The 12,169-nt window shown below is 38.6% G+C and carries 13 protein-coding genes; 7 read left to right on the top strand and 6 right to left on the bottom strand.

Going from position 1 to position 12,169, the window contains the following annotated elements:
- Positions 1 to 261: 261 nt before the first annotated feature.
- Positions 262 to 813: a lytic transglycosylase domain-containing protein gene (locus tag FTU71_RS06645; protein ID WP_096902336.1), complete on the bottom strand. Its 552-nt coding sequence runs from the start codon at positions 811 to 813 to the stop codon at positions 262 to 264.
- A gap of 324 nt (positions 814 to 1,137) precedes the next feature.
- Here FTU71_RS06645 and FTU71_RS06640 point away from each other — a divergent pair, with 324 nt between their 5' ends.
- The 7 genes from FTU71_RS06640 to FTU71_RS06610 all read left to right on the top strand — a co-directional run bounded on the left by FTU71_RS06640 (position 1,138) and on the right by FTU71_RS06610 (position 6,603).
- A complete protein-coding gene (locus FTU71_RS06640; protein ID WP_180111738.1) occupies positions 1,138 to 2,730 on the top strand; it encodes a Na/Pi symporter in 1,593 nt (530 codons plus the stop codon).
- 117 nt (positions 2,731 to 2,847) lie between these two features.
- Positions 2,848 to 3,315: a Cys-tRNA(Pro) deacylase gene (gene ybaK / locus FTU71_RS06635; protein WP_004973860.1), complete on the top strand. Its 468-nt coding sequence runs from the start codon at positions 2,848 to 2,850 to the stop codon at positions 3,313 to 3,315.
- Between the two features lie 239 nt (positions 3,316 to 3,554).
- Complete coding sequence (locus FTU71_RS06630) at positions 3,555 to 3,728, top strand: hypothetical protein (RefSeq protein WP_004973856.1); 174 nt, start codon at positions 3,555 to 3,557, stop codon at positions 3,726 to 3,728.
- A gap of 248 nt (positions 3,729 to 3,976) precedes the next feature.
- The gene (locus FTU71_RS06625; protein WP_004973854.1) at positions 3,977 to 4,393 is read left to right on the top strand and encodes a YeeE/YedE family protein; all 417 of its coding nucleotides are present in this window, start codon (positions 3,977 to 3,979) and stop codon (positions 4,391 to 4,393) included.
- A complete protein-coding gene (locus FTU71_RS06620; protein ID WP_004973852.1) occupies positions 4,394 to 4,810 on the top strand; it encodes a DUF6691 family protein in 417 nt (138 codons plus the stop codon).
- A 1-nt stretch (position 4,811) separates the two neighbouring features.
- Positions 4,812 to 5,678 (top strand): MBL fold metallo-hydrolase, encoded by an 867-nt coding sequence (locus FTU71_RS06615; protein WP_004973849.1) that lies wholly within the window; start codon positions 4,812 to 4,814, stop codon positions 5,676 to 5,678.
- 163 nt (positions 5,679 to 5,841) lie between these two features.
- Positions 5,842 to 6,603: an alpha/beta fold hydrolase gene (locus FTU71_RS06610; RefSeq protein ID WP_096902339.1), complete on the top strand. Its 762-nt coding sequence runs from the start codon at positions 5,842 to 5,844 to the stop codon at positions 6,601 to 6,603.
- A gap of 206 nt (positions 6,604 to 6,809) precedes the next feature.
- Here FTU71_RS06610 and accC read toward each other — a convergent pair whose 3' ends face one another.
- From accC to FTU71_RS06585, 5 genes are all read right to left on the bottom strand, one after another.
- Positions 6,810 to 8,177, bottom strand: a complete 1,368-nt coding sequence (gene accC / locus FTU71_RS06605) for an acetyl-CoA carboxylase biotin carboxylase subunit (RefSeq protein WP_179997504.1) — start codon at positions 8,175 to 8,177, stop codon at positions 6,810 to 6,812.
- 17 nt (positions 8,178 to 8,194) lie between these two features.
- Positions 8,195 to 8,617, bottom strand: coding sequence for an acetyl-CoA carboxylase biotin carboxyl carrier protein (gene accB / locus FTU71_RS06600; protein ID WP_004973838.1), 423 nt, complete (start codon positions 8,615 to 8,617; stop codon positions 8,195 to 8,197).
- A 16-nt stretch (positions 8,618 to 8,633) separates the two neighbouring features.
- Complete coding sequence (aroQ, locus tag FTU71_RS06595; protein ID WP_004973836.1) at positions 8,634 to 9,089, bottom strand: type II 3-dehydroquinate dehydratase; 456 nt, start codon at positions 9,087 to 9,089, stop codon at positions 8,634 to 8,636.
- A gap of 966 nt (positions 9,090 to 10,055) precedes the next feature.
- A complete protein-coding gene (locus tag FTU71_RS06590) occupies positions 10,056 to 11,462 on the bottom strand; it encodes an ATP-binding protein (protein ID WP_180111737.1) in 1,407 nt (468 codons plus the stop codon).
- The gene (locus FTU71_RS06585) at positions 11,459 to 12,127 is read right to left on the bottom strand and encodes a response regulator transcription factor (protein ID WP_180111734.1); all 669 of its coding nucleotides are present in this window, start codon (positions 12,125 to 12,127) and stop codon (positions 11,459 to 11,461) included. Before FTU71_RS06585 ends, FTU71_RS06590 begins: the two co-directional genes overlap by 4 nt.
- Positions 12,128 to 12,169 lie beyond the last annotated feature (42 nt).

Raw genomic sequence — 12,169 nt, 5'->3', positions numbered from 1 at the left:
CCTTCCCGAACTCAGAAGTGAAACCTCTTCGCGCTGATGGTAGTGTGGGGTTACCCATGTGAGAGTAAGTCATCGCCAGCTCATTATTCTAAACACCCTCAACTCACGTTGGGGGTGTTTTTTTATGCAAAAAGAAAATAAAGTTAGAAAAATAAAATTATAAAAAGAAAGGAAACATAAAAGTGAAGGCAAAATAAAACCATCTGAGGATGGCTTTAATTCAACGGGTATTGGCTACTTTATTAAGCTAGTAAGTCAAAATTAAAGTGCATCTTTTAAGTTTTTTTGGTGCTGTTTGACTTGTTTCGCGTAGCGTTTACCTTGCTTTTTCATTTTTCGATTACTATTGTAGCCAGTAGGTCCCACATTGTAATAGGCCAAAGCTTTAGGCCATTTACCCGACTGATTTTTATAATGATTTAAAATAAATGTACCACAGTTGATATTGGTATGTTCATGGAATAAATCGCCAGGACAAGTCTGCTGCCAATAACGTGGAATAATTTGTGTGAACCCAACTGCACCTGAAGGTGAAACAGCATAGGCACGATAATTCGATTCTTGTCTAATAACTGCAGCGACAAGCAGAGGATCAACATTATGTTGTTCTGCACTTTGTACAATGATTGGTGCTACACGATTTGCTGTATCAGGATGCACAGCATAAGCCTTTTGGATCCCTGTAGAAAGTTTAGCTGAGCGTTTTGCAAGAGAACCACCTCCTAGTGGAGAGCAAGCTGCTAGCGTTAAAACAGTACAACCAATACTGAATATTTTTATAGATGGATATTTTCTAAAAGTATTAAAAATCATATTAAAACTATATCTGTCATTTTGGCGTATGTGAGTATATATACTGATTTTGAGGTGAGCGATTGACCTAGTCAAGCCATTCACAGATTTGAATTGTATCGTGTCAGCATAATACAGAGGTTTCGTTTTGTTTTATCGAATGATTGGATAAACCAATGGAGTCCGATCTATCCTTAGGTTTAATAATATGTCAAATTGATGACAAGTTTTTTATTTAATATAAACTATTGGAATAGAACAAATAAACTGCAATTTTAAGATAAAAGTACGTACAATATCGGCTTTTTAGCACTTTGAAAATTGCTTATTGCACAGGGAGTAAGTGTGTTAGAAGTCTTTGTACAATTATGTGGTGGTATTGGTCTATTTTTGATTGGTATGACCATGATGACAGACAGCTTAAAAAATATGGCAGGGGAAACTTTGCGTATTTGGTTGTCTAAATTTACAGGCTCACCCATTAAAGCTGTGCTTTCAGGCATCGGTTTAACCTTAATTGTACAATCTTCTACAGCAACGACTTTAGCCACAATTGGTTTTGTCAGTGCGGGTATTCTTACTTTTGCTCAGGCAATTGGTGTCATTATTGGCGCGAATATTGGCACAACCAGTACGGGTTGGATGGTGGCATTTTTAGGTGTTAAATTTTCCATCACCAGTTTTGCATTACCTTTGCTGGGTTTGGGTGCAATGCTCAAATTATTTAGTCAGGGGCGAGTTGCATTATTTGGAATGACATTGGCAGGTTTTAGTCTGATTTTCCTTGGCATTGATATGTTGCAAGTTGCCATGTCAGGTTTTGCTGAACGTGTCGATTTATCAGTATTTTCAAGTAGATCTTTGATTGCGCAACTCAGTTTGGTTTTGGTCGGTATTATCATGACCATTCTGTTGCAATCTTCAAGTGCTGCAATTACCGCGACCTTAGCAGCATTGGCCAGTGGTGCGATTGATTTGCAACAGGCTTTAGGTTTGGTGATTGGACAGAATATTGGTACGGTGGCGACAGCCATTATTGCTGCAATTGGTTCAACTGCAAATGCCAAACGTACTGCAGCGGTTCATGTGATTTTTAACATCATTTCAGCCATTTTTGCTTTTATTATTTTAAAACCGTTATTTCTTGAGCTAACACAAAATCAACGTCTTATGGCAACATGGGACAATGTGGTGATTGTTGCTGCATTTCATACAGCATTCAGTATTTCTGGTACTTTGATTATTTTGCCTTTTATCCGTCAGTTCGAAAAACTGATTATGAAAATTATCCCAGATCAAACTCAATCGGTTTTATGTTATCTCGATCAAGCGAGTTTATCTGTGCCCGCCTTGGCTATTCATGCTGCATCAAAGGTGATTTACCATAGTTTGTATGACGTTTTGGTGATGCTAAAACTGGCTATCCAAGAGGGAAGATTACCTTCAAAAGTACGTTTATTACAGCTAGATGAAGTACTCATTCAAGTCCAACGCTATTTGGAAGAAATGTCGATTTCAGAAAATGAAGCTGATCAACAGCGTTTAATGGCGATGCTTCGTTTGATGGTGTATTTACGTGTTTTACGAAGTGATTTGGAAAATATTACTTTAGCAAAAGAAATACGCACCCAACCTGCAATTTATCAAGTTGGCATAGATTTTGTACAAATTCTTGATGAACATCTAAAAGAAATGGATGATTTTGATGTGCATAAACATGTACTAAGTCTAAATACCGAATTATCTAATTTGAAAAAATGGACAGAAGATCAACGTGCCGAAAACCGTGAAAAAGTGCTGCAATATATTGCCGTGAATCAGCTCAATGCTGCGACAGGTTTAGAGTTGTTGGCGGCACAACGTTGGTTGGATCGCGTGATTGCGCATGCACAGCGCTTAGCTAACGTGTTGGTTGAAAATTCACGTAAACCAAGTTAATGATTTTAGGCTATTTTTTCGATAGTTACTTTTATATTTAAAAATGGCCTAAGCGAATTCACTTTTAATCTCAATCAAGCGTATAATTTGAGCATCGTTTTTTACAGTATTTTTTCAATGACTCCAGCAGCTAAACTTTTAAAAGCCAAGAAAATTCAATTTTCTATGCATGAATATGAACATGATCATAATGCTAAAAGTTTTGGTTTAGAAGCTGCGGAGAAGTTAGGCTTAGATGTCACAGAAGTATTTAAAACTTTATTGGTCAGTGATGATAAGCATTATTTTGTGGCGATTTTACCTGTCCATTACCAATTAAATCTTAAAAAAGTTGCGGCTGCTTTTCAGTGTAAAAAAGTACACATGGCTGATCCTAAAGATGCTGAGCGTTTGACAGGTTATTTGGTTGGGGGCATTAGTCCAATTGGGCAGAAGAAACAACTGAAAACAGTGATTGATGCATCCGCTCAACAGCTTGCAACTATGTATGTGAGTGGAGGGAAGCGGGGATTAGATATTGGTTTAACACCAAGCGATTTGGCAAAAGTTTTAAATGCTAATTTTGTAGATATTGTAGATGCATGATATGTTGAACTTTATATTGTTTTGAGTCCAAAGCACACAGATGCTTGTTCTTGTATGAATGTAGCAACTATTCCTATTCGTTTCATCTCAGTGATTCTTGTTCCAAGCGACCATTTAATAACAAAAAAAGTTATCTTTAAGCAATAAATAGGGTAATTAAAAACTCGTATTGATGATTTTTTAACAAACTAAATTTTATGTTATATTAGTGAAAGTTAAGAAATTCTGAGAGGTGCAGTATGGGTAAGCGTCTTAAAGACTACACAATCGAAGATCGAAAAGCTCGTCCAATGTGTCCAGCTAAACCTATTGACTTTGGTGATGATGAGACTACCAATCGCATTATGTTAGATGCTGCTAAACGTGTAATTCGTCGGCATAAAAAAGAACTTATTGCGCTTGCTCACAAATGAGTCTAATGCCCTCAACTTTTGTCGTTGCTGTCTATTTTGATATATCTTTATTACGTTATGAGGCAGTCATTTAGAATGACTAAATTTTCTGCCTTATGACTTAATATCAGCCAAAAACTTGCGAAATCTCTCTCACATCGCAAACATAGACGAATAGTCAGATGAAGTTTACAAAACTTACAAGAGAATAGTTGAATAATAATTACAATAATATATTATAAAAACATATATTGTTTTGGGTGTTCAAAATGCATGATTATCTGCTGGCATTAATCGGTGGTGGATTGCTTGGTCTTGCAGTCGTGGGCTATTTATATGTTCATGGTCGTATTGCAGGCATTAGTGGTTTACTGGCTCAAGTATTAAATCCGCAAACGCTGTTCAAAACGCCTGCATTGTGGTTTGTGTTAGGTATTTTCATTGTGCCTTTTTTCTATGGCATCGTGGCTCAACCTAAAGTTGAATTGAATGCAAGCCCATTGATGATGATTGTGGCGGGATTGTTGGTTGGTTTCGGTACTCGTTTGGGTTCGGGTTGTACCAGTGGACATGGTATTTGTGGCATGAGTCGTTTATCTAAGCGCTCCATTGCAGCAACAGCTACCTTTATGTTAGCTGGCTTTATTACCGTTTATGTTATCCGCCATATCACAGGAGCATTCTAAATGAAAAATTTCTTAGCCTTTGTTTTCGGTGGTATTTTTTCAGCTGGATTGATTCTTTCTGGTATGTCGAATCCTGAAAAAGTTTTAAACTTCCTCGATCTTTTCGGTACATGGGATGCAAGTCTGGCATTTGTTATGATGGGTGCAATTGCGGTTGCCTTTATTCCATTCCAAAGAATTATGCGCCAAGCTGAACCAAAAACCATTTTAAATGAACCAATTGATTTGCCTAAACAAACTCAAATTGACTCTAAACTGATCACAGGTAGTTTTATTTTTGGTATCGGTTGGGGCGTTGCAGGAATTTGTCCTGCGCCAAGTCTAACCTTGATTGGTTTAGGTTATTATCAAGCAATCTATTTCATTGTTGCAATGTTGGTGGGGATTCTCATTCATCGTAAGGTTGCAGGAGCATAAGATGCACGCAGATATTCAGCATTTTTTTGATGAAAATACTAATACATTCAGTTATGTGGTAAGTGATCCTGTAACGCGTCAATGTGCCATTATTGACAGCGTGTTGGATTATGACCCTGCATCTGCGACTACTTCAACAATTCATGCCGATGAAATCATTGCTTACATCCAAAAAAATGAATTAACGGTTGAATGGATTTTAGAAACGCATGTGCATGCCGATCACCTGACAGCTTCTCAATATTTAAAAGAGCAGTTGGGTGGTAAAATTGCCATGAGCCATAAAATTTCGATTGTGCAAGAAACATTTAGTGCTATCTATAACTTGGATATCAAGTATTTCAATTCACATCAATCATTTGATTATCTGTTTGACGATCATGAAACTTTTACGATTGGTGAATTACAAGCCTATAACATCCCTACACCGGGGCATACGCCTGCTTGTTTAAGCTATGTGATCGGTGATGCTGTATTTGTAGGTGATACTTTGTTTATGCCTGATTATGGTACGGCACGTTGTGATTTCCCGAAAGGCAGTGCAGGGCAGTTGTACGATTCTGTGCAAACGCTATACGCATTGCCTGAAGAAACACGAGTGTTCTTATGCCATGATTATCTACCAGAATCACGTGAACAATATGAACATGAAACACTGCTCAAAACTCAAAAAGAGCAGAATATTCATATTCATACAGGGGTAAGCAAAGCTGAATTTATTGAGATGAGAACTCAGCGTGATGCTACTTTAACGATGCCTAAATTGATTCTGCCATCAATTCAAATCAATATGGACGCAGGTAAGTTCCCACAACCTGAGGCCAACGGCATTCGTTATTTGAAGTTGCCTTTGAATTATTTTAAATAAAATTTTAAGAAAAGTTCATCTTGTATGTTATTGCTTAGGCTCACACAAATAGCCTAAGTGATATTATAAGTTTCACCGTAAAAAGCACATATAAAATTTGATTTATAAACTCAAAACTCATTAAATAGATCAATCATTTGAATTCAAGTTTAGAGTCTATTTTATGTTGTTAAATTATCAAATCACGCAAAATCAGCCTGAATCTACATTGCCACCTTTGGTTTTTATTCATGGTTTATTTGGTAGTTTGAGTAATTTAGGCATGCTCGCACGTGCATTTCAAGAACAGCGCACCGTAATTCAATTAGATGTGCGCAATCATGGTAAGTCTGCGCATTGTGATGACATGAATTATGCAGCAATGGCACAAGATGTTTTAGAAACGTTGAACAGCTTGAATATCGAACAGTTTTCTGTGGTTGGGCATTCAATGGGCGGTAAAGTTGCAATGACTTTAGCTCCTCTGGCTGCTGGGCGTTTACAGCAATTGGTTTTATTGGATATTTGTCCTTTTGCTTATCCTGAAAATCGTCACGATCAAATTTTTACAGCCTTGTTTGCTGTGCAAGATGCACAAGTTGAAAGTCGCCAAGCGGCAATGGAAATTATGCGTGAGCATCTTCAAGAAGAAATGGTTGTGCAATTTTTGATGAAGTCATTTAGCAAAGGGCAATGGTTATTTAACTTAAATGCGCTACATGAACATTATGCCGAAATTTTGTCATGGCAGACGGTGCATAGTGATGTCAATACTTTGTTTATTCGTGGCGGTAATTCACCTTATATTGAGTTACCTGAGCATTATGCCGCTATTCAAGCACAGTTTCCTCACGCAAAAGTTGAAACAGTCGCTCATGCAGGGCATTGGTTGCATGCCGAAAAAACAGCAGAGGTATTGGCATTCATGACTGAGTTTTTAGATTAATCTTGTCTAGTATTTTGCATCATTCGATGATCTAAAATGATCTCAGTTTTTAAGTCAATTTTAAACCAATACTTCATTTGGAGTATTGTTTTTTTCTTCACACTGATCTGCATAGATGAACGGTTTAGCTTTTATTCTCAACAATAAAAAAGAGCTGATGTTGAATCATCAGCTCTTCATTTTAAACTTAAGCAACCTTAAATTGCTTATGCTTTTTCTTCTTCATTGCCTGCAAGTTGCTTTAGCAAATGCTTTTCAAGATAGTGAATATCCATTGCTTGTTTGCAGAAGTTTTTATCTTGCAGAATTAAGTCTTTGTGCAAAGGAATGTTGGTTTTAATTCCTGTTAAGATGGTTTCATCCAAGGCTTGACGCATACGCGCAATACTGGTTTCACGATCTTTACCATGCACAATCAGTTTAGCAATCATTGAGTCGTAATACGGCGGAATGCTATAACCTTCGTAGATGTGTGAATCTACACGAACACCTGCACCACCTGGGGCATAGAAGTGTTCAATTTTACCCGGTGAAGGTACGAAGGTGGTTGGGTCTTCTGCGTTAATACGACATTCGATTGCGTGACCACGAATTTCAACCTGATCTTGCTCAATGTCTAAACCTAGACCTGCAGCAATACGCAATTGTTGTTCAATGATGTCAATGCCTGTCACCATTTCAGTTACAGGGTGCTCAACTTGAACACGGGTATTCATTTCAATGAAGAAGTATTCGTCATCTTCAAATAAGAATTCGAAAGTACCTGCACCACGGTATTGCATTAACTTACATGCATTAACACACGCTTCTAAAATATCGGCACGTGCTTGTTCTGGTAAGTTAGGTGCTGGCGCTTCTTCAAGCACTTTTTGGTGACGGCGTTGTAATGAACAGTCGCGGTCATAAAGGTGAATCGCGTGACCATTACCATCAGCCAATATTTGTACTTCTACGTGGCGTGGCTTTTGTAAGAAACGCTCCATATAGACCGTGTCATCACCAAACCACATTTCTGCATCACGTTGAGCTGCTTGAACTGATTCAAGCAAGGTGTCTACGCGCTCTACAATACGCATACCACGACCACCACCACCAGCAGCAGCTTTTACAATGAGCGGGAAACCAATTTCTTTGGCTTCAGCTAAAGCATTGTGCGGTGTAACGGCGTGTGCTGAACCTGGTACAGTTGGTACGCCAGCTTTACGCATTGCAGTAATTGCAGAAACTTTGTTACCCATTAAGCGAATATGCTCAGGGCGTGGACCAATGAAAATGAAACCTGAACTTTCTACAATTTCAGCAAATTCGGCATTTTCAGCAAGGAAACCATAACCAGGGTGAATGGCATCTGCACCTGTAATTTCTGCTGCAGTAATAATTGCAGGAATATTCAGGTAACTTTCACTGCTCGCACCCGGACCAATACACACGGCTTCATCACAAAAGCGTAAGTGCATCAGGTCTTTATCGGCATCTGAATAGATACCCACGGTTTTGATCCCTAAAGTTTTGCAAGCTCGGGTGATGCGCAGGGCAATCTCACCACGGTTTGCAATTAAAACTTTTTGCAACATTGTGAATCCCCGAGGTCTTAAGCGCGGTAGCGGAAGAGTGGTTGACCAAATTGAATCACTTCGCCATTTTTAACTAGAATTTCTTCAATCACGCCACTTTGAGTTGCTTCAATTGGGTTCATGATTTTCATTGCTTCAATAATACCAAGCGTTTCACCAGCAGAAACAGTTTGACCCACTTTAATAAATGGTGCTTCACCTGGGCTTGGTGCTGCATAGAACACGCCAACCATTGGAGAAGTTTCAACTGCACCACGTGGTGAAGATTTAGGTGCAGATGGTACTTCTGCAGAAGGTGCAGGCATTGCAGGAACTGCTGCCGCTACTACTGGACTGCGACGAGTTAATGCAATCGACTGATCGCCTTCTTTAACTTCAATCGCTTGTAAGTCAGATTCAATCATCAAGTCGATGAGTTTCTTGATTTTACGAATATCCATGGACAGTATTCCTAGTTTAAGATTGTGTAGTAGGTTGAATTTTTTCAAGAACAAAGTCGAGTGCTGCGGCATAGCCTTTTGCGCCTAAACCGCAAATCACACCAATGGCTTTGTCTGATAAATATGAATGATGTCTAAACGCCTCACGTGCATGCACATTCGACAAATGGACTTCAATAAATGGAATAGCGACCCCTAACAAAGCATCACGTACCGCAACAGAGGTATGCGTCAATGCAGCAGGGTTAATAATGATATATTGTGTGCCATCTAACGCGGCTTGATGAATTCGGTCTACAATTGCGCCTTCCCAATTACTTTGGAAAGTATCTATAGAAATTGATGCTTTTTGCGCTTGTGAAATGAGCTGTTGATTTATATCCTCAAGAGTGAGGTAACCATAAACTTCGGGTTCACGCTTTCCTAGCAAATTTAGATTCGGTCCATGAATAACCAAAATGGTCGAACTCATTCCGCTTGCTCCAATAAATAATTGCAATAATACTTTGCAAGATGTCTGCAAAGTTTGCTAATTATGGCATAAAATTCCACATTTTTTTTGTAATTTGTTTAATTTGACGTAGAAAGCGTGTGCCAAAATGAGGCTCTATAATGAAAACTTTGCAGGGAATTCGCAATGTTAAAAAATTACATTTTTAGTTTTTTTTGCTGATTTTTATATTCTAAAACAACTGACCAAATCTATTCATTTGTTTTCTGTAACGACTGATCAAGCGAGTGACTTGAACTGGTTTGATTCGGAATGTCAAAGCCAGAAAACAACCAACATCAATATCGCATTTATTTATAGTATGTAATTCCTTGCTGTTTATAAAAAATGGCGATTCCATTTTTTCAGTTCATTCAAAGTAGATGACCACACAAACTGCAGTGGATCATCTAATACGTTTTGTGATCATCGTTCAAGTGGTTATGGATTCGATAGAAAGATCATTTCGATAATAAGATATTTTAAAAATTCAACTTTATTTAAATAAAACATGAGCTTAAATGGAATGCTTTGATTGATATATTTATCTATATTTTAGTCTGGAATAGATGCTCCTACGCTGCGTATTATATTTTGAGTGGGGTGCTGTTGGTTTTATGTACACTTTAATTAAGTTGTAGATTGATCACAAGACCAAGCACATGCACGATCTGCACGGATATCTACCTCATTTAAAAATATGACGTGGTATCGAACAAAAAAACGGTGATGAAAGTTTCAGCAATTTTTTTCTAGCCAATGTTCTTCTACTCAATAGCCCGCAGCATCTACATCATAGATAAAATTTTAGAACGCATTGACCTTTTATTTCAAAAATCACCTTAAAAATGGCGTTATCGTAAAGTAGAGCAATATGTTCGGTATTGGCAAAAGTTAAGTGATCTTGTTCTGAATCTTGCTTTATTTGCTGTTAAAGCTCAGAAAAGCTTAATCCGTCGGTTGTTTCTCTGTTGCAGAAGGTGCTGCATCAAAACTGACAATCACTTTTAAACCTTGCGGTTGGTTAGCCTGAAATTGAAGTAGGTAGCCATATTGCTCTAATAATACTTTGACTAGAGTTAGACCTAAGCCATAGCCTTGTTTATGCGCAGATTTACGCCAAAAACGCTGAGTCAGAATGGTAAAATCATCTTCATTCAGGCTTTTGCCTTGGTCTGCAATGATCAATTGCAGGTCTTGCATATAAATTTGAATGTTTGGCGCATCCTCTGCATGCAAATAAGCATTTTGAATCAAGTTTTTCAGTACCATGTGCAACGCAGGCGCTGGAATATTAATGTGTTGTGCTACCAAACTCGCCCAATCAATCTGTAATTTCGCTGATAAATTGGGATATTCCACAGTCAGTTCCGACAAGACTGTTTCTAATACGCTACGCATATCTGCATGGCTATGTGCCGCTTGAATACCTGCTTCAGTTTGACTGAGCAATAACAGTTGTTCCAAAAGTTGTTGATAACGTTGGATGCTGCGTTCTGCGTGTTTTAAATTGTCGATGACTTTGGCTGTATCTTGGGCAGATGCGGTTTGATTCAACATCAATTGGCTCAGTTGCACATGCGTTTTAATAGCCGTTAACGGCGTGCGCAGTTCATGCGCAGCAAATGCACTAAAGTTTTTTTCGTGTTCCAGACTTTTATGTAGGCGTTCAATCAGCATCAATAAGTTATCGACAAAAGGCTGAATTTCTTTAGGAATTTTTTGTGATCTCAGTTCAATTAAATAACGAGAAGCTTCATCTAAAGATTGTTTTTTCTGAATTAAGTGGCGGGTGATGTGATCGAGCGGTAAAAACTCCAGACGGATAATCCACAAAATTAGCAAAATACAAATAATCAAAGTAAGCAGTAAAGGAATCAGTACCGCCTGTAAAATTTGTTTAAGTAGGTTTTGCCGTAACTGAATTTTTTCAGCCACCACCACCTGAACTTCACCTTCACGCAGTACATAACTACGCCATTGCAGTCCATTTTCTGTCCATGTGCTGAAACCGACTTGTTGGTTTTTTAAATTTTTCGGTGCGCCTTGAGTGCGTGCAATCACATGCTGTGGTAATGAAACATCGGCACGGAAAATAGAGACTTCACAAGCAATTAAACTATGTAGCAAGGCATTTTCTGATTCGGCATGCAAACTTTCTGTGAGTTGTTCTAGGGGCAGTTGCTGAATCAGGCGGGCGACCATACGGGCTGAGGTAGAAAGTCGTTCATCCAGCGTATTTTGTAAGCGTTGTTCCAAGTCATGGTAGAGCCATGCAAAGACAATCACCCACAGCAAAATAAATGCACAGCTGATGGTCGATACCAAACGCCATTTCAGACTGTAGTTTTTCATGTCAGCAGCTCAGGTTTAAAGATGTAGCCGACACCACGCACCGTTTGAATAAAATCGGGGTGGATTTTATGCCGTAAATGGTAGATATGCACATTTAAGGCATTGCTTTCGATACTGTCTTGAAAGCCATACACTTTATCTATCAGTTCTTCATTTTTTAAGATTTGGTTCGGATGCCGTAAAAAGGTTTCCAATAGGCTATATTCACGGCGTGAAAGCTGAATGTTTTGTGAATGCCAACTGACTTCTTGTGTATCGAGGTTCATGTGTAACTGACCACTTTGCAGTTGGTTCGATGAATAACCACGATGACGGCGGCTTATTGCATATACACGGGCAATCAGTTCATTTAATTCAAAAGGTTTAGTTAGGTAGTCATCTGCTCCTAAGTTGAGCGCCTGTACGCAGTCTTGAGTATGATTCCGCGCGGTTAATACCAATACTGGAATATGAATGGCATCTTTACGCCAGTTTTCGAGTAACTGTAAACCATCTTGGTCAGGCAGACCTAAATCGAGCAGGCACAAATCTACCGCACTATGACGTATGAAGTAATCGGCATCGCGCGCGTTATTCACGTGTTCGACTGAAATACTTAAAAATTCGAGTGCTGCCACAATACTTTGGGCAATATAAGGATCATCTTCCACCAAAACGACGAACATATTTGCTCCTATACCACAGTCAGCCCAATATATGACACATCT

The sequence above is a fragment of the Acinetobacter sp. YH12136 genome (assembly GCF_013418545.1).
Lineage (GTDB): Bacteria > Pseudomonadota > Gammaproteobacteria > Pseudomonadales > Moraxellaceae > Acinetobacter > Acinetobacter towneri.
Note: the sequence above shows the minus strand (reverse complement) of the source record. Positions and strands in the feature narration are given on the sequence as shown.